This window comes from Streptomyces sp. NBC_01716 (genome assembly GCF_036248275.1).
Lineage (GTDB): Bacteria > Actinomycetota > Actinomycetes > Streptomycetales > Streptomycetaceae > Streptomyces.
Map to the genome: position 1 here is coordinate 3,573,649 of NZ_CP109181.1, position 21,078 is coordinate 3,594,726.

Sequence of the window (21,078 nt, forward strand, 5' to 3'; positions counted from 1 at the left end):
GAACTCGCCGATGCGCTTCTACGGCCTGACGGGCTGAGTCGCGCTCTCGGAGATCTGCGTCACATCCAGCCGAAGCGGAATGTCGAGGAGCCCTCCGGATGTTGGCGAGCAACGCACACCCGAGCGCCTATGAACAGGACCTGAAGTGACCGACGTGACCACCCCCCGCCCTGCAGACACTCTCGCGCGCCCCTTCGCGGTGCGCGGGCTCACCTCGCGTAACCGGATCGCCATGGCGCCCATGACCCGGAACTTCTCCCCGGACGGCGTCCCGGGGCGGGACGTCGCGGACTACTACACGCGGCGGGCCACCGGCGGGGTGGGGCTGATCATCACCGAGGGCACCTACATCGACCACGACTCCGCGGGCACCAGCGGGCGGGTGCCACGGTTCCACGGTGAGGAGGCGCTCGCGGGATGGGCGGATGTCGTGGACTCCGTGCACCGGGTGGGCGGCGCGATCATCCCGCAGCTGTGGCATGTGGGCGTCACCCGCACCAAGGGTGCCCCGCCGGTGGTGGACGCGGAACCGGTCGGGCCGTCGGGTGTGTCCCTGGAGGGCGAGCCGAAGGGGCGCGCCATGACGCAGAAGGACCTCGACGACGTCATCGGCGCGTTCGCCGACGCGGCTGCCGCCGCCGAACGTCTCGGCTTCGACGGCGTCGAACTCCACGGCGCACACGGCTACTTGATCGACCAGTTCCTGTGGGCAGGCAGCAACCGCCGCACCGACGCCTACGGTGGCGACATCGTCGCGCGGACCCGTTTCGCGGCCGAGATCGTGGCGGCCTGCCGCGCGGCCGTCTCCGACGCCTTCCCCCTCTTCTTCCGTATGTCCCAGTGGAAGATGAACACCTACGACGCGAAGCTCGCGCGGACACCCGACGAACTCGACACCCTGCTCGCGCCGTTGGCCGAGGCCGGTGTCGATGTCTTCCACGCGTCCACCCGCCGCTACTGGCTGCCGGAGTTCGACGGCTCCGACCTGAACCTCGCCGGCTGGGTGAAGAAGATCAGCGGCAGGCCGACGGTCACGGTGGGTTCGGTCGGCCTGGACGGCGACTTCCAGGGCGCCTTCCAGGGGAACGACTCCCCGGTCACCGGGATCGATCAGCTGCTGGACCGGATGGAACGCGACGAGTTCGACATGGTCGCCGTCGGCCGCGCCCTGATCGCCGACCCCGAGTGGACGAGGAAGACCCTGAGCGGGACGACGGAGGACATCGTGCCGTTCGCCGCGGAGATGCTGAAGAGCCTGCGCTGATCAAGGCGCTGATCAAGCGTGCGCGGCGTGTTCCTGGTCGTAGCCGCCGCGCAGCCGACCCCGCCGCAAGGGGCGCGGCGGGGTCGGCTGGGTGGTTCAGGGGACGGTGTCGCCGAGTTGATCGAGCCCGACCGGCACGCCCTGCGCCTGGCCCTCGAAGAGTTGCCGCCCGCCGGCCGTGACGGGCACCTTGCACACGCCCATACGCGCCGGCCCTCACGCGCCTTCGAGCGCCTTCAGCGCGATGTTCAACTCCAGGACGTTCACCCGCGGTTCGCCGATGAACCCGAGGATGCGGCCGTCGGTGTGGTCGTTCACCAGCTTCTGGACCCGTGACACCTCCAGGCCGTTCAGCTTCGCGACGCGGTGGACCTGGATGTCCGCGTACTGCGGGGAGATCGCCGGGTCCAGGCCGGAGCCCGACGAGGTGACCGCGTCCGGCGGGACGTCCGAGGGCTTTACCCGGTAGCCGTCCACCGAGTTGTCCTTCACCACAGCCGTTTTGGCGTCCTTGACCCACTGGATGAGTTCCTCGTTGTCGCCGGCGCGGTTGGTGGCGCCGGAGAGGAGGAGTTTGTACTGGGTGTTGACGCTGTTGGTGCCGAGCCCGTTCGAGGGGCGTGGCTGGAACCACTTCAGGTCGGGCTGAGGGGTCTCCTGGCCGTCCTTGAGGGGGAGGTCGTAGCGCTGGCCGATGAGGGAGGAGCCGACGACTTTGCCCTGGGAGGTGATCTCGGAGCCGTTGGCCTGGTGGTGGAAGAGGCCCTGGCCGATGCCCATGACGGCGAGAGGGTAGATCACGCCGCAGATGACGGTCAGGACGAGCAGTGCGCGCAGGCCGGCGCCGAGGAGGCGGGCGGTGCTCTTGACGGTGGTGTTCACGGGGTGTCAGCCGATCCCGGGGATGAGGGAGATGAGGAGGTCGATGAGTTTGATACCGGCGAAGGGGGCGATGAGGCCGCCGACACCGTAAAGACCGAGGTTGCGGCGCAGCATCCGGTCCGCGCTCATCGGCCGGTACCGCACACCCCGCAACGCCAGCGGGACGAGGGCGACGATGATCAGGGCGTTGAAGATGACGGCGGAGAGGATCGCGGACTCCGGCGAGGACAGGTTCATGATGTTGAGCTTGTCCAGGCCCGGGTAGACGACCGCGAACATCGCCGGGATGATCGCGAAGTACTTCGCGACGTCGTTGGCGATCGAGAACGTCGTCAGCGCACCACGCGTGATGAGCAGCTGCTTGCCGATCTCGACGATCTCGATGAGCTTGGTCGGGTTGGAGTCGAGGTCGACCATGTTCCCGGCCTCTTTCGCGGCCGAGGTGCCGGTGTTCATCGCCACCCCCACATCGGCCTGCGCCAGCGCGGGGGCGTCGTTCGTACCGTCGCCGGTCATCGCGACGAGTTTCCCGCCGGCCTGTTCCCGGCGGATGAGGGCCATCTTGTCCTCGGGGGTGGCCTCGGCGAGGAAGTCGTCGACCCCCGCTTCCTGGGCGATCGCGCGGGCGGTGAGCGGGTTGTCACCGGTGATCATGACGGTCTTGATGCCCATCCGGCGCAGCTCCTCGAACCGCTCCCGCATGCCCTCCTTCACCACGTCCTTCAGGTGAATGACCCCCAGAATCCGCGCACCGCCCTCGTCCTTCACGGCCACCAGCAGGGGCGTACCGCCGTCCTGCGAGATGCGGTCGGTCAGGGTGTGCGCGTCCGGCGCGACCCGGCCGCCGTGCTCCTCGACCCAGGCGACGACCGAACCGGCCGCGCCCTTACGGATCTTGCGCGTGGTTCCGTCCTCCACGATGTCGACGCCCGACATCCGGGTCTGCGCGGTGAACGGCACCCACTCCGCACCGGTGAGTTCGCCCTGCGCGCGCTCGCGCAGGTCATGGTCCTGCTTGGCGAGTACGACGACGGAGCGGCCTTCAGGTGTCTCGTCGGCCAGCGACGAAAGCTGCGCGGCGTCGGCCAGTTCGGCGGCGGTGACGCCTTCGACGGGGAGGAAGGCCGCCGCCTGCCGGTTGCCGAGGGTGATCGTGCCGGTCTTGTCGAGGAGCAGTGTCGAGACGTCGCCGGCGGCTTCGACGGCGCGTCCGGACATGGCCAGGACGTTGCGCTGGACGAGGCGGTCCATGCCCGCGATACCGATCGCGGACAGCAGCGCGCCGATCGTGGTCGGGATCAGGCACACCAGGAGTGCGGTGAGCACGATCATCGACTGTTCGGCGCCGGCGTAGATCGCGAACGGCTGGAGGGTGACGACGGCGAGCAGGAAGACGATGGTGAGGGACGCGAGGAGGATGTTCAGCGCGATCTCGTTGGGGGTCTTCTGCCGGGCCGCGCCTTCGACCAGAGCGATCATGCGGTCGATGAACGTCTCACCGGGCTTCGTCGTGATCTTGACGACGATCCGGTCGGACAGAACCTTCGTCCCGCCGGTGACCGCGCTGCGGTCACCGCCCGACTCCCGGATGACGGGGGCCGATTCACCGGTGATCGCCGACTCGTCCACGGAGGCGACACCCTCCACGACGTCGCCGTCACCGGGAATGATGTCACCGGTCTCGCAGACGACGAGGTCGCCGATGTGCAGATCCGTCCCAGGCACCCGCTCCTCGTTCGGGCCGATGAGCCGGCGGGCGACGGAGTCGGTCTTGGCCTTGCGGAGGGTGTCTGCCTGGGCCTTGCCCCGGCCTTCGGCGACGGCCTCGGCGAGGTTCGCGAAGATCGTCGTCAGCCACAGCCAGGCGGTGATCGCCCAGCCGAACCAGTCGCCCGGGTCGGAGATCGCCAGCGCGGTGGTGAGGACCGAGCCGATCTCGACCACGAACATCACGGGTGACTTGACCATCACCCGCGGGTCGAGCTTCCGCAGCGCGTCCGGGAACGACTTCACCAGCTGCTTGGGGTCGAACAGACCCCCGCCGACCCGCCCGTCCTCCGGACGGTGCGAGGTCGGTACGTCCGAGTGCGGGGCCCGCGAGGGACCCAGCCCCGAGCCGGAACCCGAACCGGAGCCGGGGTCGGGCGTGGGGGTGGAAGTGGAGGTGCTCATGACGCGAGTCCTTCGGCGAGCGGCCCCAGCGCGAGGGCGGGGAAGTAGGTCAGACCGGCGACGATCATGATCGTGCCGACGAGGAGGCCGCTGAAGAGCGGTTTGTCGGTACGCAGGGTGCCCGCGGTCATCGGCACCGGTTTCTGCTCGGCCAGCGCCCCGGCCAGAGCGAGGACGAACACCATGGGAAGGAAACGGCCCAAGAGCATCGCGAGACCGATCGTGGTGTTGAACCACTGCGTGTCCGCGTTGAGCCCCGCGAATGCCGAACCGTTGTTGTTCGCACCAGACGTATACGCGTACAGAATCTCCGAGAAGCCGTGCGCGCCACTGTTCGTCAGCGAATTCACCGGGGTGCCCAGGACCATCGACACACCCGTGAAACAGAGCACCAGAGCCGGGGTGATGAGGATGTAGCACGCGGCGAATTTGATTTCCCGGGTACCGATCTTCTTCCCCAGGTATTCCGGAGTCCGCCCCACCATCAGCCCGGCGAGGAACACCGCGATGACGGCCATGATGAGAATCCCGTACAGCCCCGAGCCCACACCGCCCGGCGCGATCTCACCCAGCTGCATACCCAGCAGGGCGATACCCCCGCCGAAACCGGTGTACGAGGAGAAGAACGAGTTCACCGCCCCCGTAGAGGTAAGTGTCGTCGCCACACCGAAGATGGAAGAGGCGCCGATCCCGAACCGGGTCTCCTTGCCCTCCGTCGCACCCCCGGCCAGCTCGAACGCCGGCCCCCCGTGGTGGAATTCGGTCCACATCATCAGCGCGGTGAATACGATCCAGATCGTCACCATCGCGCCGAGGATCGCGTACCCCTGCTTCACACTCCCGGTCATCCGCCCGAACGTCCGCGTCAGCGACAACGGAATCACCAGGATCAGGAAGATCTCCAGGAGGTTCGACAGCCCGTTGGGGTTCTCGAAGGGGTGCGCGGAGTTGGCGTTGAAGTACCCGCCGCCGTTGGTGCCCAGCTCCTTGATGGCCTCCTGCGAGGCCACCGCACCACCGTTCCACTGCTGCGAGCCGCCCATGAACTGGCCGACCTCATGGATCCCCGCGAAGTTCTGGATCGCCCCGCACGCCACCAGCAGAACCGCCGAGATCAGGGCGATCGGCAGCAGGATACGGATGGTGCCGCGCACCAGGTCGGCCCAGAAGTTGCCCAGTTCACCGGTACGGTGCCGGGCGAACCCCCGCACGAGCGCGACCGCGACGGCCATGCCCACCGCCGCGGAGAGGAAGTTCTGCACCGCGAGTCCGCCGGTCTGCACCACATGGCCCATGGCCTGCTCGCCGTAGTAGGACTGCCAGTTGGTGTTGGCGACGAACGAGGCAGCGGTGTTGAACGCCTGGTCCGGATCGATCGAGGCGAACCCCAGCGATCCCGGCAGACTTCCCTGCACCCTTTGCATCGCGTACAGGAACAGCACACTCACCAGGGAGAAACCCAGCACACCGCGCAGATACGCGGGCCAGCGCATCTGCGTGGCGGGATTCGCGCCCACCGCCCGGTAGATCCATTTCTCCACGCGCAGATGCTTCGGAGAGGAATAGACACCGGCCATGTAGTCGCCGAGCGGACGGTATACCAGGCCCAGCGCCACCATCAGCGCGAGCAACTGGAGCACACCGGAAAGGACGGGGCTCATCAGGACTCAGAACCTCTCCGGGACAGAAGGGCGAGGACGAGATAGCCCAGCAGTACGACGGCGATGACGAGACCGACAATGTTCTCCGCGGTCACAGCTTCGCCACCCCCTTGGCAACGAAAGCCACCAACGCGAACACCGCGAGCATGGCAACAACGAAGGCCACATCGGCCATCGCGCACTCCTGAAAGAGATCGAGAAAACACGGACCTCTAGAGGAAAGCGTCTTTTCTCAGGAAGACGACTGACGTTGACGGGTCCCATACGGCCGGAGAGGCGCGGTTAACGGATCTCATACACGGATGGCCCATACATGACTTGCGCCCGGCAGGAATCCTGCCGGGCGCGAGTCCGATACGGGTGCTGGGAGCCGTCCTCCGGCGTCAGCCGGCGCGTGCGGCCGATGCGCCCGATGCGCCCGATGCACCCGTCACGGCCTCCGGGCTCCCGGCGGCCGGTGCGTCCGCGGGGCGCAGTACGCGCTCCGCCAGCGCGCCGAAGATCAGCCCGAAGGCCGTCCACAGCAGCGCCTGCACACCCAGTGAGGCCAGCCTGAACTCCCAGAGCAGCGCGGCCGGGAAGGTCTCCTTGACCGCGTCGGTGTTGGCGGGCAGCAGCAGACAGGCCACGGCCATGACCACCACATAGCCGCCGCCGGCGGCGACGGTCGCGTTCCAGTTGCCGAGCGCCGGCGCGAGCCGCCGTCCGGCGATGACGGCGATGACCGCGACCAGCACGCTGAGCACGATCATCAGGAAGAACAGCGTCGTGCGCTTGCCGATGGTGTCGGGATTGCCCACGGCGGGTGGCGTCGCGGGGTATTTGAGGAACGGCACCAGATAGACGGTGGTGAAGGCGGCGCCCGCGACCAGCGCGGCCGTCGCGCGGGGGCGGAGGCGGCCGACGCGGCCCAGACAGATGGCGAAGGCCAGGGAGGCGATGCCGCCCAGGGCCACTCCGTAGACGAGGACGCCGGTCGCGAGACCGACGGTGGACTGGACCGGCCGCGTGACCAGCTCCTCCTCTTCCTCGGCGGGTGCCGCGGGCGCGCCGGCCGAGCCTGCCGCGTCGTCGTGCTCATGCGCCGGCGCGGACTGCGACTCCTCCAGGGCGATGGAGGAGTCGATGGACGGCTCCCCCACCACGTAAGCGAGCGCGAAGGCGAGCAGTCCGGCGACGACGCCCGCGATCATGCCGCGGACCAGAAGGGTTCTGACAGTGGATGTCTGCATGGCGGGATCAGTGGCAGGGGAAGCCGAGCAGATGACGGCCGTCGTGCACCCACTCGTGCACACCCGCCCCGGAGAACACCGACGTCGCGCCCTGTTCGGCACCGACGAAGTACAGCAGCATCAGCATCAGCGTGCCCACGAAGACAGCCCAGGGCAGAACCGCCCGCAGGGGCAAGGGAGTCAGGGGCGATATCGCTGATCCGGCGGGTGATGAAACGGCCGGGGGCACAATGGACTCAGCCACGGCACAACCTCCTTGGGAACTCGCGTCCCGTTCAGTGGAGCTCGCACGACGGCCATCGGGTCTGACTCACCGGGCCGCCTCGCCGCGCGTACGCGGCCGGGGCTGCCCGGCATACAGTGGCGCGACCGTGCCGGAATCTCACCGGACTTCCGTCTCGCCGTCGTGATATCGACGTGAACGTACCGCGATCGGGCAGGCGGGCCAAGAGGGCGATTCGCCCGGCGGCGGGCGGCGTCCCGTGAACGTACGACCCTGGAGAGCCCGATGACCGTACGCGTGACGTTGATCTCACCGGCGCTCAGCACCGCGCTGCGCGAGGCGCGTTTCGGCGACGGACCGCTGGACGCGGCCGGGCTGCGCCAGGCCGAGGCCGTACGGAACGCGCGCGCCGTCGCCGAGCAACGCGCCACCGCGGACCGGGTGTTCGCGTCCCCCTCGGTGCGCTGCCGTCAGACGGCCGAGGCGCTCGGCCTGGTCGCGGAGCCGCTGCCCGAGCTGCGCACGTGCGCGATGGGCCGCTGGCAGGGGAAGCGGCTGGACGAGGTCGGTGCCGCGGAGCCGGAGGCGGTCGCCGCGTGGCTGACCGACCCGGCGGCGGCGCCGCACGGCGGGGAGTCGCTGGATGCGCTGCACGGCCGCCTAGGCCAGTGGCTCGACGCGCTGGGCACACCAGGCGCGTTGAAAGCGTCGGGCACGGACGCGCGCCCCGAATCGGCGCGCGTCCTCGCGGTGGCCGAGCCCGATGTCGTACGCGCGCTGACGGTGCACGCGATCGGCGCGCCGACGCGGGTGTTCTGGCGAATCGACGTACGGCCGCTGACAGTTACGGAGTTGAGCGGGCGCGACGGCCGCTGGAATCTGTGCAGCGGCCGTCCCCTGCAAGGTCCGCAAGGTGCTCAAGGTGACTGAGGCCGACGTCACGCCGCCGCGGCCGGTCCCACCAGTTCGCCGAGCACGTCCTCCATCGTCACGAAGCCCAGCACCGTGCCCGCCTCGCCCGTCACCGCGGCGAGATGGCTGTCGGCCGCCCGCAGCGCGGTGAGCGTGTCGTCCAGCGGGGTGTCGATCCGGACCCGTGTCACCGCGTGCAGCGCCGCGCGCGGGAACGGCTTGGTCCGGTCGGCGACGCCGAGGGTGTCCTTGATGTGCAGATAGCCCATGACGGCGCCGGCGGGCCCGGTGACCGGTATCCGCGAGAAGCCGGCCGACGACGCGATCCGCTCCAGCTGTTCGGGCGTCACCCGGTGGTCGACGGTGACCATCCGGCGCAGCGGTACGAGGAGTTCGCCGACCGGGCGGGTGCCCAGCTCCAGCGCGTCCCGCAGCCGTTCGCCGTCGGCCGGTGAGAGGAGCCCGGCCTCGCTGGAGACGGCGACCATACGGGCGAGTTCGTCGTCGTTGAAGACGGCGGCGACCTCGTTCTTGGGCTCCACCTTGATCAGCCGCAGCAGGAGGTTGGCGAAGGCGTTGATGCCGAAGATCAGGGGGCGCAGCGCGCGCGTCAGCCCGACCAGGGGCGGACCGAGCAGAAGCGCGGTCCTGGTCGGCGCGGCGAGCGCGATGTTCTTCGGGACCATCTCGCCGAACAGCATGTGCAGATACGTCGCCACGGTCAGCGCGATCACGAACGCGATCGGGTGCACCAGGGCCTCCGGCACCCGCGCCGCCTCGAAGCCGGGCTCCAGCAGATGCGCGATGGCGGGTTCGGCCACGGCACCGAGGACCAGCGAGGAGACGGTGATGCCGAGCTGGGCCGTGGCCATCATGGCCGACAGGTGTTCCAGCCCGTACAGCACCGTGTGTGCCCGCTTGTCGCCCTTGTAGGCGTGCGGCTCGATCTGGCTGCGGCGGACGGCGATGAGGGCGAACTCGGCGCCGACGAAGAAGGCGTTGGTCAGCAGCGTCAGTGCGCCGATGGCGAGTTGCAGGGCGGTCATCGGGCTTCTCCGGCGTACTGGCGCGAGGGGTTGTCGGTGTCGGGCGGGGCTACAGGCGCGGCTCCGGGCGCCGCTCCGGGTTCGTGCGCGGCCCTGGGTCCGACGGCCGATCCGGGCTCGGGCAGGTGCCCGTAGGCCGGGTTCGGCTCGGTGATGTGCACCCGGTCCGCGCGGTGGTGCTCGATGTCCAGGACATCCAGCCGCCACCCGTCCAGGTCGACCGTGTCGCCCTCGACGGGGATGCGTTCCAGGCGGGCCGCGACGAGCCCGGCGACGGTCTCGTACGGCCCCTCAGGGGCGACCAGTCCGATCCGCGCCAGCTCGTCGATCCGTACGCTGCCGTCCGCCTCCCAGGTCGCGAGCCCGGCCTCGTCCGGCGGCGCGGGCAGCAGGTCGGGGGTCTCGACGGGGTCGTGCTCGTCGCGTACCTCGCCGACGACCTCCTCGACGATGTCCTCCATGGTGGCCACGCCGGCCGTGCCGCCGTACTCGTCGATGACGAGGGCCATCGTGCGCGAGGCGCGCAGACGGTCCAGCAGCCGGTCGGCGGTCAGGGTGTCGGGCACCAGCAGCGGCTCGGTGGCCAGCTCGGTGACGGACACCTGGGCACGCCGCTCCGGGTCCAGGGCGAGGACGTCACGGATGTGGACCGTGCCGATCACCTCGTCCAGGGTGTCGCGGTAGACGGGGAAGCGGGAGAGGCCGGTGGCGTACGTCAGGTTGGCCGCGTCGGCCGCTGTCGCACCCGCCTCCAGCGCCTGGACGTCGACGCGGGGCGTCATCACGTTCTCGGCGGTCAGCTCGCCGAGCCGCAGTGTCCGTACGAAGAGCTCGGCCGAGTCCTGCTCCAGCGCGCCCTCGGCGGCGGAGTGCCTGGCCAGCGAGATCAGCTCGTCGGGTGTACGGGCGGAGGCCAGCTCGTCCGTGGGCTCCAGGCCCATACGCCGGACAACACGGTTCGCCGTGCTGTTGAGATGCCGGATGAGCGGGCCGAAGGCGGCGGTGAACCCGCGCTGCGGGCCCGCGACGACCTTGGCGACGGCCAGCGGCCGGGAGATCGCCCAGTTCTTGGGGACGAGCTCGCCGATGACCATCAGTACGACGGTGGAGATCACGACGCCGAGGACGGTGGCGACGACCGAGGCGGCCGAGCCGAGGCCGACGGCCTTCAGCGGCCCGCGCAGCAGCACGGCCATGGAGGGCTCGGCGAGCATGCCGATGACCAGGGAGGTGACGGTGATGCCCAGCTGCGCGCCGGACAGCTGGAACGTGAGCCGTCGGACGGCCTTCAGGGCGCCTTCGGCGCCGCGCTCACCGGCGGCCGCGGCGCGCTCCAGGCTGTCGCGCTCGACAGTGGTCAGGGAGAACTCGGCGGCCACGAAGACGGCGCAGGCAAGGGTCAGCGCGAGGGCGATCAGGAGAAGGAAGATCTCGGTCACCGTGCCACCCCCGCCCCGCTGGTCCGATGATGCGGAGAGGAACTGGCACGGCTGGTACTAGGAGGCTCCATCGGGGAACTGCTGCTTCCTTCTTGGTCGGTCGAAGTGTCCCCGCGCCGCGATCGGCCAGAAGGGACGGAACATCATGGTAAAGGAATGGCAAATGAAATGGGAGTGCTCGGCGTGGTGACCAAGAGTGACTGAGGTCACCCCGCCGGCCCGACGGGTCTGACGGGTCCGGCAGGTCTGAGAGGGGCCTGACGGCTGTGAGACGCGGGACGGACGACGCTCAGTGACGCTCGCGCCACTCGGCGGCGATCTCCTCGATGTCGTACGGCTTCTTGTTGAGCGGCGGCCCGGCGGGCGGCCTGGCGAGCGCGGCGCGGATCCGCTCGTTGATGTCGGTGATGATCCGCCTCGCCTGCGCCTCCGAAGCGGCCTCGCGGGCGGCGACGACCGCGTCCTCGACCTCCTTACGGAGCATGAGCGTCGGCGGCGCGTAGGAGATTCCCTCCCGCTCCATCTTTCCCTTGATCCACCAGAGTTCGTCGTACGGGGCGTCCGCGGACGCCAGCGGCTTACCGGCCCCCGGCAGATCGTCGAAGGCGCCTCGCTCCGCCGCCTCCCGGATCTGTCTGTCGACCCAGGTCTCGAAGGTGATGCCGGGTGGCTTGCGCTCGGTCATCGTGCGGCCTCCTCTTCGACCGGACCCGCGGCTCGGGGCGGTGGCCGGCGGGCTCCCTTCCATAGTGCCTGGGAGCTGCGGCGGGCCGGAACGCTCAGAAGTCCTTCGGCGGCCAGTCCAGCAGCCGCGCGCCGATCACCGCCGTCTGGAGCGTGTAGCGGTGGAACGGCTCCGCCGGATCCGACCCGGTGAGCTTGTGTATGCGCTCCAGCCGGTACGTCAGCGCCCGCACGCTCAGATTCAGCCGCCGCGCCGCCTCCGCGGCCACACATCCCGCGTCGAAGTACGCCGTCAACGTGTCCAGCAGCGGTCCGGCGCCGCCGCGCGCCTCCTTAAGAGGGCCGAGCGCGCTGCGTACGAGATCGGTCAGCGCCTCCCGGTCCCTGCTCAGCACGGGGTAGACCAGCAGATCGTCCGCGCGGAGCACCGGCTCGTCCAGCCCCATACGGTCGGCCAGATCGTGCGCGTTGAGGGCCTCCTCGTACGACTGCACCACCCCGCCCGCGCCCGGGTGCGCGCGCCCGATGGCGACCCGCCCGCCGTCAGTCGCCGCGTGCGCCTGCTTCGCGAAGTACGTGAGGACGTCGCTCTGGTCGGCGGGCGCGACACAGATGAGCCGCCCGTCCTTGGTGGTCAGCAGGATGCGGCGGTCGCCGAAGCGGGAGACGAGGGCGAGTTCGATGCTGCGGGTGACGGGGTCCGTCTCCGCGTAGGCGGCCTCCCCGACGGCCACGGCCACCGCGTGCGCGTGGGAGAGCTGGAGCCCGAACCGTCCTGCCCGCTCGGCGAGCCTGCCCAGGTCGCTGCGGCCGTGCAGCAGGTCGTCGATGAACTCGCGCCGGGACGCCTCCTCCCGGCGTACGGCGATCCGCTGGGCCCGCTCGTACCCCTCGGCGAACGCGTCGACAGCCTGCTCGACGGCGGCGAGGACGCTGTCGGCGGACGCCGCGCTCGCCGACGAGACGGGCCAGGCGGCGCGGGTGGCGGTCAGATGCCCGCTGACGAGCGCCCGCAGGCCGTGCCCGGCCTCGGCGGCCTGCTCGCCCAGTGAGCGGCGCGAGTCGAGTTCGTCGCGGGTGAGGCGGCGCCCGGTCACCGAGACCTCGGAGAGAATCCGGTCGTAGCCGGTCAGGTACTCCTGGAGGGGCCCCTGGTCCGTGGTCCGGCCTGTCGTCTGCTCCGCCATCTGGGGCCCCCGGCTTCCTGATCTGTCCTGACGCGTTCTTAACGCGGGTGCCATCCAGCTTGTCAGAGCCCGATCCGGCGAAGGCACCCGGCATTAAGAACGCGTAAAGATTGCCGGGATCCGGCAGTGCGCGCACGGCCCCTCAAGTGACAGGATCACACCACGGAAAACGGGGGACGGATTCCGGTGCCGGAGTGCGCGCACTCGCACTCCGGCATCCGGAGCCGGTCCGACGGCGGCTCGTACGGATGTCACAACTCGTACGGCCGCCGCACACATTCCTCCCCGGCGGGGTGACCGACCGGGCCGGGCCACGGACCACCCCGACTACGCGCCGGCCGACGGCCGCCACCGCGGATCCCGCCCCGTCAGGGCCAGCAGCGAATCGAAGCGCGTCGCGTACGCCGCGCAGCACCGGGAGGGCATCGGCCGCGGCCCTTTCAAGGAGGGTGGAGATCATGTCGTCCATGCCTCCGACGCCAATGACGGCGCCCCGGCCCGTATTGAACAAACGCGACATAGGATCCGGCCATGACAGCTCCACGGCGCGGCACACGAGGCATCGTCGATGCCTCCGGGCTCTTCGCACGGGTCGATTTCCGCCGCCGTCAGCCGGCGCCTGAGCTGCGCGGGTACGTGGAGTCGTACTGGCTGATCGACTGGGACCTGTCGGAGCCGTACGCCTCCCACGTCGTCCCGCACCCCTCGGTGAACGTGGTCTTCCAGCGGTTCGGCGCGGCGCCGCCCTGGGGTGAGGTCGCGGGTATCGGCCTCGAACTGTTCACACAGAAGCTGGCGGCGGACGGGCGGGTGTGCGGGGTGAAGTTCCGCCCCGGCGGCTTCCGGCCCTTCGCGCCCGCGTGGCCGGTGTCCCGGTGGTCGGGGCGGCGGGTGCCCGTCGCCGAGGTGCTGCCCGCGACGGACGCGGACGTCGCCGCGGTCCTGGATCCTCCTGAGGAGGACGCGCGGGTCGCGGCGCTCGACACGTATCTGCTGGGGCTGGGCGCCCGGCCGGACCCGCAGGCCGACGAGGCGATGCGAGTGGTCCGCCTGGTCGGTGAGGACCGCACGATTCGGCGGGCGGCGGAACTGGCGTCGGCGGCCGGTCTGTCGGTGCGCTCGTTGCAGCGGCTGTTCGCCACGTACGTGGGGGTCGGACCGAAGTGGGTCATCCTCCGCCACCGTATCCACGACGCGCTGGAGCGCGCCGAGGCGGCCGGGGAGCTCGACTGGGCGGCGCTGGCCGCCGAGTTGGGCTACAGCGACCAGGCGCATCTGGTGCGGGACTTCACGGCGACGGTGGGGGTGCCGCCGACGGCGTATGCGCGCGGGGTTCAGTAGCAGGTCCCGCCCGCGCCGCCGTCCCCTTCGGTTCAGCGGGTGCCGGTCACCGCGACGACGCCCCGGCCGTGCGCGGCGGCGTACCGCAGCACCCGCAGCGGCCCGGCCAGCAGCCCGGCGGCGTCGAACTCCCCCTCCACCGCCCCGGTCATGCCGTACGCCCAGGCCTCGACACGGGCCAGCACCTCCGTACGGCGCGGTCCCGTCACGGCCAGCACGGACTCGGCACCCGGCAGCGCGCCCCGCACCTCTTCGGCCGCGAGCAGGAAGTCCCCGAACCAGCCCGGAAGCTGGGACGACGCCTCCGTACCGAGGCCGTGGTGCAGCGCGGTCGCGGGCTCCCCGTCGCGTACGGCCACGGTGAACAGAGCGTCCGGATCGGTCCCGTCGTCGTCGGCGGCCTGCCGCAGCAGGTCCGCCGCAGCGTCCTTCATGGCCACCACAGCGGGCGCGGTGGGGCCGCCGCCGCGCGCGAACGCCGCGAAGCGGCGGGCGGCGGCGGTCGGTTCCGGTGTGAAGTACGGCTCGCGGTCGCCGCCGCCCAGCCACCAGCGCAGATCGTCGGCGCAGCCGTCCGGGACGGTCCAGGTCTCGTCGACATGCGCGAACCGGCCGGGCAGGGCGACGACCTCGGCGTCGGGTACGGCGCCGACCGACCAGACCCCTGTGTAGCTCACGCGACCGCACCTCCCGCTCCGTTGTCAGTGCCTCGATCTACAGTCGGTTTCATGGAGATGAAATCACCCCAGGTGCGGCTGGAGCCATGGGCCGAGGAGGATCTCGGGCTCCTGCGCGCCGCGAACGCGCCTGAGCTGATGGAGCATCTCGGCGGCCCCGAGACCGAGGAACAGCTGCTGACCAGGCACTGGAGGTATGTGACCCTGAGCGCCGACCGGACGGGCAAGGGGCGGATGTTCCGGATCGTCCTGCTGCCGGACGGGGAGGCGGTGGGGAACACCGGCTTCTGGGAGAGCACCTGGCAGGGACAGGACGTGTACGAGACGGGCTGGAGCGTGCTCGGAGGGTTCCAGGGGCGAGGGCTTGCGGTGGCCGGGACGAGGGCGGTGGTGGAGCGGGCGCGGGCGGAGCACAAGCACCGCTTTCTGATGGCGTTCCCGTCGGTGGGCAACGGAGCCTCGAACGCGGTGTGCCGCAAGGTGGGCTTCGAACTGCTCGGGGAGAGCGACTTCGAGTATCCGGTCGGCCACACGATGCGGTGCAACGAGTGGCGGCTCGACCTCGAAACGGACTGAGGTGGACCGAGGCGGACCGAGACGGGGTGAGGCTCGGACCGAAGCGCGCGCGTCACGCCCGGCCGCGCGGAAAGCTCTGGCCCGCCTCGCGGCCCGGTGTCATGCTGACGACGTGAACGGACCGGAGATCCACCTCACCTTCGCCTCTGAGCTGCACGTCTTCCTCCCGACAGGGCGGCGCGGCGGGCGTACGGCCGTGGCCACGGACGGCTCGTCCACGCTCGGCCATGTCGTCGAATCCCTCGGCGTCCCGCTCACCGAGGCCGGTCAACTCCTGGTGGACGGACGCCCGGTGGCCACGTCGCACATCCCGTCGGCGGGCGAGTCGGTGGAGGTACGGGCGGTGGTCCGGCCGCAGCGCGTCCCGGGGGCGCCGCTGCGCTTCCTCCTCGACGTCCACCTCGGCACCCTCGCGCGCCGGATGCGGCTGCTGGGCATCGACGCGGCGTACGAGAGCGAGGACATCGGCGATCCGGCGCTGGCCACGCTCTCGGCGAAGGAGCGGCGCGTCATGCTCTCCCGCGACCGGGGGCTGCTGCGGCGCCGGGAGATCTGGGCGGGGGCGTACATCTACAGCGACCGCACGGAGGACCAGCTCCGGGACGTCCTGGAACGGTTCGCCCCGGTGCTCGCCCCCTGGACCCGCTGCACGGCCTGCAACGGCAGGCTGGGGCCCGCCGACAAGGACTCGGTCGAGGGCAGGCTGGAGGAGGGCACACAGCGTACGTACGACGTCTTCGCGCAGTGCACGGAGTGCGGCAAAGTCTACTGGCGCGGCGCGCACCACACGCGTCTGGCGGCGATCGTCGAGGAGGCCGTACGCGAATTCGGGGGCGCGCCGGCGTAGTTGACGGGCTCCGGCGCGGGCCGCGTGCCGTCGGCCGCGTGCCGCCTGTCGCAGACCGCGGGCCTCAGTAGACGTACAGGTCGCCGGTGGCCGGGACGAGTACGTGGTGCCTGTCGTTGTCCGGGTTGCCGTCGTCGGCGCCGCCGTTCCACACGGTGGTGATGTCCACGGACACCTCGGCGGGGTCACCGACCGTCCGCAGGTCGAGCAGGACCTCGCTGCCCCGCCCGTCCGCACGCAGCGCGCCGGCCCGGCAGTACACGACCTGGTCCCCGCCCCACAGACAGGCCTCCGGCAGCTTCTGTCCGGCGGCCAGCGGTACGGAGAATCCCAGCCGGGCGGTCGCGCCGGCCAGGTCCGACGGGCCGTGGTTGCCGGTCGAGAGCCGCAGGGCGAGGCGTCCGCCCGACAAGGAGATGTGCCCGTGGTGCGCCACGTCGGCCTCGACCGGTCGCTGTTCGGCGGGCACGCCGGTACCCGGTCCGACCCCGGCACCCGGTCCGACGCCCACGCCCGAGCCCGTCCCCGCACTCATCGAAAGGACCACGGCCGTGGTCGACACCACCAACATCGCCTTACGCATAACTCGCATAATGTGAAGATATCGGCGAACCATCCCTTATCAGACCAACCATCAGTGTGTCGATTCGTCTTCCACCCGCATGGCAGGCTGAGCCCATGCTCGTGGCCCGCTCCGTCGCCCTCTTCGCCGTCGCCGCCCTCTTCGAGATCGGCGGTGCCTGGCTCGTCTGGCAGGGCGTACGCGAGCACAAGGGCTGGATCTGGATCGGCGCCGGAGTCATCGCGCTCGGCCTGTACGGCTTCGTCGCCACCCTCCAGCCGGACGGCGAGTTCGGCCGCATCCTCGCGGCGTACGGCGGCGTCTTCGTCGCCGGCTCGATCGCGTGGGGCGTGGTCGCCGACGGCTACCGCCCCGACCGATACGACATCATCGGCGCGCTGATCTGTCTCGCCGGCATGGCCGTCCTCATCTACGCCCCGCGCGATCACTGAACCGCACCGCGTGCCTATCCTGGCGAGCCAAGTCGATCAGTCGTCCACACGCGCGAGGAGCACGCCATGACCGTCGCCGGTACCCCCACCGCCGTCGTCACCGGAGCGAGCAGCGGCATCGGAGCCGCCACCGCCCGCCAACTCGCTGCCGCGGGCCATCACGTCGTCCTGACCGCCCGCCGCAAGGACCGCATCGAGGCGGTGGCCGCCGAGATCAACACGGCCGGGCACTCCGCCACCGCCCATGTCCTCGACGTCACCGACCGAGCGGCCGTCGACGCCTTCGCCGCCGAACTCGGCCGTCTCCCGTCCGTCGACGTGCTGGTCGCCAACGCGGGCGGCGCGCTCGGCGCCGACCCGGTCGCCAGCGGCGACCCGGACGACTGGCGGCGGATGTTCGAGACGAACGTCATCGGCACGCTCCACACCACCCAGGCCCTGCTCCCCGCCCTCACCGCGAGCGGCAACGGCACGGTGGTGATCCTCTCCTCGACCGCCGGCTTCGCCACGTACGAGGGCGGCGGCGGTTACGTGGCGGCCAAGCACGCCGAGCACGTCCTGGCCGAGACGCTGCGCCTGGAGATCGTCGGCACCCCGGTCCGCGTCATCGAGGTGGCGCCCGGCATGGTCAAGACGGAGGAGTTCGCCACCACGCGCTTCCGCGGGGACACCGCGCGGGCGGAGAAGGTGTACGAGGGGGTCGCCGAGCCGCTCAGCGCGGACGACGTGGCCGACACCATCACCTGGGCGGTGACCCGGCCGCACCACGTGAACATCGACCTGCTGGTGGTCCGGCCCCGGGCGCAGGCCTCCAACACCAAGGTGCACAGGGAGCTTTCATGACCGCGGGGCGCGTCAGCGTGCCCGGCGGTACGGTCGCGGCACCACACCGCGCACCGGCGAAATCCGTTTGCCGCCCGCCGGCCCCGGTGGAACGCTCCCCGTCATGACGACGCCAGTCCCCCGCGTAGATCTGCTGGTCCGACAGCTCGACATGGCCTGGGCGCTGTTCGAGTACTTCCAGAAGGACCTGGACGACCGGGCATGCCTCTGGGAACCGTCCCCCGACTGCTGGACGGTCCGCCAGGACGCCGAAGGCAACTGGGTCGCCGACTGGCAGGTCCCCGAGCCCGACCCGGTCCCCAGCACTTCGATCGCCTGGCTCACCTGGCACATCGGCTTCTGGTGGACCACCACGCTCACCCACTGCTTCGGCACCGGGGCCACGCCCCGCGAGTCCATCCACTGGCCGGGCACGACGGAGGCCACGATCGAGTGGCTGAACTCCCTGAAGGACTCCTGGCGCACGGAGCTGCTCCAACTCAACGACGCCGACCTGGACTCGAAGGACCGTACGGCGGGACTGCCGTGGGGCGAGGACGTGGAACTGGTCCACGTGGCGAGCTGGCTCAACTTCGAACTGACGAAGAACGTCGCGGAAATCGGCCTGACCCAACGCGCTTACCAGACGTCGACGAGGTCCGCCGACTCGTAGCACGGCCGCTCACGGCACGGCTGTGGCGGTGCCGCCGTACGCGGCACCGCCACCCCCCGTACCGCCCCCGTCAGCCCTTCACACACACCACCTGCTTGAGCTTCGCCACCACCTTGACGAGATCCCGCTGCTGGTCGATGACCTTCTCGATGGGCTTGTACGCCCCCGGGATCTCGTCCACGACGCCGGAGTCCTTACGGCACTCCACGCCCCGCGTCTGGTCCTCCAGGTCCCGCACCGAGAACTTCTTCCGCGCGGCGTTCCGGCTCATCTTGCGGCCGGCGCCGTGGGACGCGGAGTTGAAGGACGCCTCGTTGCCCAGACCCTTCACGATGTACGACCCCGTCCCCATCGAGCCGGGAATGATCCCGTAGTCACCGCTGCCGGCGCGAATCGCGCCCTTCCGGGTGACGAGCAGGTCCATGCCGTCGTACCGCTCCTCGGAGACGTAGTTGTGGTGGCAGGAGATGACGGGATCGAAGGTGACCTTCGCCTTCTTGAACTCCTTGCGGACGACGTCCTTGAAGAGGTCCATCATCACGGCGCGGTTGTAACTCGCGTACTCCTGCGCCCAGAACAGGTCGTTGCGGTACGCCGCCATCTCCGGGGTGTCGGAGACGAAGACGGCGAGATCGCGGTCGATCAGGTCCTGGTTGTGCGGCAGGGCCTGGGCGACGCCGATGTGGAAGTCCGCCAGTTCGTTGCCGATGTTCCGGGAGCCGGAGTGCAGCATCAGCCAGACAGAACCGGTCGAATCAAGACAGAACTCGACAAAGTGATTTCCTCCGCCGAGCGTTCCCATCTGCCTCACCGCCCGCTGCTGACGGAATTTGACCGATTCCGCGATCCCGTCGAACCGCTTCCAGAAGTCGTCCCAACGCGCGCCGACCCCGTCCGGCTCGACCAGGTCGTCATGCATCCCCCGCCCCACCGGAATGGCCTGCTCGATCCGGGAGCGGAGGCGGGAGAGGTCGCCCGGGAGGTGATTCGCCGTCAGGGACGTCTTGACCGCCGACATGCCGCAGCCGATGTCCACACCCACCGCGGCCGGGCAGACCGCGCCCTGCATCGCGATGACCGAGCCGACGGTCGCACCCTTGCCGAAGTGGACGTCGGGCATGACCGCGAGGCCCTTGATCCAGGGCAGCGTCGCGACGTTCCGGAGCTGCTGCATCGCGACGTCCTCGACCGAGGCGGGGTCGGTCCACATCCGGATGGGGACATTCTCACCCGGCACTTCCACGTACGACATATTTCCTCTATTCCCCCGAAAGTCTGAAAGAGCAAAAACCGCGTCCAGGACCACCAAAACAGACAGCGGACCGGCATCCACGGCAATGCGTGCGGTAGACATTGTGTCCACCGCACGCCATGCGGCGGCAAACCCTTTTTGCGTGAACTCGCCATGTGCGCGGAACCAGGAACCAGCGCGGCACCTGCGTAGTTCTCACCAGTGCGACCACTAGAACTCATGTCCACATCACGTAGATAAGGAGCCCAGGGACCGTGCAGCGAAAGGCGTACGTACCCGGCCTGGCGGCGCTGCTCGTGACGCTCGTCGCGGGATGCACCTCCGGTACCGACGGCGACGGCTCCGACATCGACGCCAAGGCCGGTGTCTCCACCACGACCACCGCGCCTCCCGGCAAGTACCGCACGCTACGTGAGCCGTGCGGGTCGGTGGACCGCGCCACGCTGCGGGATCTGCTGCCGGGCGCAGGCCAGCTCCCCGAGGACGAGCAGGAGAAGGTGTTCAAGGGCACGGCGGCGGTGACGTACGACACCGATCGCCGTGTCGGGTGCTCCTGGTCGGCGGACGCCCCGAGCGCCTCGCACCATCTGGTGATCGACGTCGAGCGCGTCGTGTCCTACGACCCGGCGGTGAGCGACGCCGACAAGGCGCAGGAGGTGTACGCGAAGAAGGAGGACGGCGCGTCCCTGCCGCCTCCGGTCGACGGACCGAAGGACGAACCGGGTCCGTCCGGGTCACCGGAGGGAAAGCCGTCCGGATCGCCCTCGGGATCCCCCTCCGGGTCCCCGTCCGACGGCAAGACCCCAAACAGCGGCACGACCACCAGCCCCGCCAGGACCACCCCGCCCCCCGGCCTCCAGCCCCGCCTGCTGGACGACCTCGGGGACGCGGCCTTCGTGGACGACGTCTTCGCCCCGTCCGGTTCGGCCGCCAAGCGCCGTACGGTCAGCGTGGTGTTCCGCACATCGAATGTGGTCGTGACGGTGCGGTACGCGGAGCAGCCGGCGCACCCGACGACGGTCCCCGACAGCAAGGAACTGCAGGAAAAGGCCCGGGGACTGGCCCGGAAGCTGGCCGACCAGCTCAACGAGTAGGGGCGGGAGAAGGGGCCGGGGCCGCCTTCCCGCCGGGCGCCCGCCCGTCGCCGAGTCCGCCGCCCGAGCCCTGAGTCGTG

The 21,078-nt window shown here is 70.1% G+C and carries 21 protein-coding genes and 1 pseudogene; 9 read left to right on the plus strand and 13 right to left on the minus strand.

Features of this window, described 5'->3' with window-relative positions; genetic code table 11:
• Window positions 1-145: 145 nt before the first annotated feature.
• Entirely contained in the window at window positions 146-1,264 is a 1,119-nt protein-coding gene (locus tag OIE74_RS15570) for an NADH:flavin oxidoreductase (protein WP_329383406.1), read from the plus strand.
• 216 nt (window positions 1,265-1,480) lie between these two features.
• Here the strand turns inward: OIE74_RS15570 and OIE74_RS15575 are convergent, their stop codons facing one another.
• From OIE74_RS15575 to OIE74_RS15600, 6 genes and pseudogenes are all read right to left on the minus strand, one after another.
• On the minus strand, window positions 1,481-2,146 hold the full coding sequence (locus OIE74_RS15575) for a potassium-transporting ATPase subunit C (RefSeq protein WP_329383409.1): 666 nt from the start codon (window positions 2,144-2,146) through the stop codon (window positions 1,481-1,483).
• 6 nt (window positions 2,147-2,152) lie between these two features.
• A complete protein-coding gene (gene kdpB, locus OIE74_RS15580; protein ID WP_329383412.1) occupies window positions 2,153-4,318 on the minus strand; it encodes a potassium-transporting ATPase subunit KdpB in 2,166 nt (721 codons plus the stop codon).
• On the minus strand, window positions 4,315-5,979 hold the full coding sequence (kdpA, locus tag OIE74_RS15585) for a potassium-transporting ATPase subunit KdpA (protein WP_329383415.1): 1,665 nt from the start codon (window positions 5,977-5,979) through the stop codon (window positions 4,315-4,317). The genes kdpB and kdpA overlap by 4 nt, the downstream gene beginning before the upstream one ends.
• Before the next feature lie 6 nt (window positions 5,980-5,985).
• A pseudogene (kdpF, locus tag OIE74_RS15590) lies at window positions 5,986-6,074 on the minus strand (K(+)-transporting ATPase subunit F).
• A gap of 288 nt (window positions 6,075-6,362) precedes the next feature.
• Window positions 6,363-7,211 (minus strand): CbtA family protein, encoded by an 849-nt coding sequence (locus OIE74_RS15595; RefSeq protein WP_329383418.1) that lies wholly within the window; start codon window positions 7,209-7,211, stop codon window positions 6,363-6,365.
• A gap of 7 nt (window positions 7,212-7,218) precedes the next feature.
• Complete coding sequence (locus OIE74_RS15600; RefSeq protein WP_443076121.1) at window positions 7,219-7,455, minus strand: CbtB domain-containing protein; 237 nt, start codon at window positions 7,453-7,455, stop codon at window positions 7,219-7,221.
• Window positions 7,456-7,719: 264 nt separating this feature from the next.
• On the opposite strand from OIE74_RS15600, the gene OIE74_RS15605 reads away from it, so the two are divergent.
• The gene (locus OIE74_RS15605) at window positions 7,720-8,364 is read left to right on the plus strand and encodes a histidine phosphatase family protein (protein ID WP_329383419.1); all 645 of its coding nucleotides are present in this window, start codon (window positions 7,720-7,722) and stop codon (window positions 8,362-8,364) included.
• Window positions 8,365-8,372: 8 nt separating this feature from the next.
• On the opposite strand, the gene OIE74_RS15610 is transcribed toward OIE74_RS15605, so the two are convergent.
• From OIE74_RS15610 to OIE74_RS15625, 4 genes are all read right to left on the minus strand, one after another.
• Window positions 8,373-9,392: a hemolysin family protein gene (locus OIE74_RS15610; RefSeq protein WP_329383421.1), complete on the minus strand. Its 1,020-nt coding sequence runs from the start codon at window positions 9,390-9,392 to the stop codon at window positions 8,373-8,375.
• Window positions 9,389-10,831 carry a hemolysin family protein gene (locus OIE74_RS15615; protein ID WP_329383424.1) on the minus strand — a complete coding sequence of 481 codons (1,443 nt, stop codon included), beginning with the start codon at window positions 10,829-10,831 and terminating at the stop codon, window positions 9,389-9,391. Before OIE74_RS15615 ends, OIE74_RS15610 begins: the two co-directional genes overlap by 4 nt.
• A gap of 289 nt (window positions 10,832-11,120) precedes the next feature.
• Window positions 11,121-11,516: a J-domain-containing protein gene (locus tag OIE74_RS15620; protein ID WP_329383426.1), complete on the minus strand. Its 396-nt coding sequence runs from the start codon at window positions 11,514-11,516 to the stop codon at window positions 11,121-11,123.
• 94 nt (window positions 11,517-11,610) lie between these two features.
• The gene (locus tag OIE74_RS15625; protein ID WP_329383429.1) at window positions 11,611-12,702 is read right to left on the minus strand and encodes a PucR family transcriptional regulator; all 1,092 of its coding nucleotides are present in this window, start codon (window positions 12,700-12,702) and stop codon (window positions 11,611-11,613) included.
• Between the two features lie 531 nt (window positions 12,703-13,233).
• On the opposite strand from OIE74_RS15625, the gene OIE74_RS15630 reads away from it, so the two are divergent.
• A complete protein-coding gene (locus OIE74_RS15630) occupies window positions 13,234-14,043 on the plus strand; it encodes a helix-turn-helix domain-containing protein (protein WP_329383433.1) in 810 nt (269 codons plus the stop codon).
• Window positions 14,044-14,075: 32 nt separating this feature from the next.
• On the opposite strand, the gene OIE74_RS15635 is transcribed toward OIE74_RS15630, so the two are convergent.
• Complete coding sequence (locus tag OIE74_RS15635) at window positions 14,076-14,720, minus strand: hypothetical protein (RefSeq protein WP_329383436.1); 645 nt, start codon at window positions 14,718-14,720, stop codon at window positions 14,076-14,078.
• Between the two features lie 51 nt (window positions 14,721-14,771).
• On the opposite strand from OIE74_RS15635, the gene OIE74_RS15640 reads away from it, so the two are divergent.
• Both OIE74_RS15640 and OIE74_RS15645 read left to right on the plus strand, forming a co-directional pair.
• Complete coding sequence (locus OIE74_RS15640; protein ID WP_329383439.1) at window positions 14,772-15,296, plus strand: GNAT family N-acetyltransferase; 525 nt, start codon at window positions 14,772-14,774, stop codon at window positions 15,294-15,296.
• Window positions 15,297-15,408: 112 nt separating this feature from the next.
• Window positions 15,409-16,143: a Mut7-C RNAse domain-containing protein gene (locus tag OIE74_RS15645; protein ID WP_329383442.1), complete on the plus strand. Its 735-nt coding sequence runs from the start codon at window positions 15,409-15,411 to the stop codon at window positions 16,141-16,143.
• Between the two features lie 64 nt (window positions 16,144-16,207).
• On the opposite strand, the gene OIE74_RS15650 is transcribed toward OIE74_RS15645, so the two are convergent.
• Window positions 16,208-16,726 (minus strand): hypothetical protein, encoded by a 519-nt coding sequence (locus OIE74_RS15650; protein ID WP_329383445.1) that lies wholly within the window; start codon window positions 16,724-16,726, stop codon window positions 16,208-16,210.
• 95 nt (window positions 16,727-16,821) lie between these two features.
• Between OIE74_RS15650 and OIE74_RS15655 the strand changes: the two genes are divergently transcribed.
• From OIE74_RS15655 to OIE74_RS15665, 3 genes are all read left to right on the plus strand, one after another.
• Entirely contained in the window at window positions 16,822-17,157 is a 336-nt protein-coding gene (locus tag OIE74_RS15655) for a YnfA family protein (RefSeq protein WP_329383448.1), read from the plus strand.
• 66 nt (window positions 17,158-17,223) lie between these two features.
• Window positions 17,224-18,000 (plus strand): SDR family oxidoreductase, encoded by a 777-nt coding sequence (locus tag OIE74_RS15660; RefSeq protein WP_329383451.1) that lies wholly within the window; start codon window positions 17,224-17,226, stop codon window positions 17,998-18,000.
• Window positions 18,001-18,103: 103 nt separating this feature from the next.
• Window positions 18,104-18,652, plus strand: coding sequence for a DinB family protein (locus OIE74_RS15665; protein WP_329383455.1), 549 nt, complete (start codon window positions 18,104-18,106; stop codon window positions 18,650-18,652).
• A gap of 70 nt (window positions 18,653-18,722) precedes the next feature.
• On the opposite strand, the gene OIE74_RS15670 is transcribed toward OIE74_RS15665, so the two are convergent.
• Complete coding sequence (locus OIE74_RS15670; RefSeq protein ID WP_329383458.1) at window positions 18,723-19,904, minus strand: RtcB family protein; 1,182 nt, start codon at window positions 19,902-19,904, stop codon at window positions 18,723-18,725.
• Between the two features lie 254 nt (window positions 19,905-20,158).
• Between OIE74_RS15670 and OIE74_RS15675 the strand changes: the two genes are divergently transcribed.
• On the plus strand, window positions 20,159-20,998 hold the full coding sequence (locus tag OIE74_RS15675) for a DUF3558 domain-containing protein (protein WP_329383460.1): 840 nt from the start codon (window positions 20,159-20,161) through the stop codon (window positions 20,996-20,998).
• Window positions 20,999-21,078 lie beyond the last annotated feature (80 nt).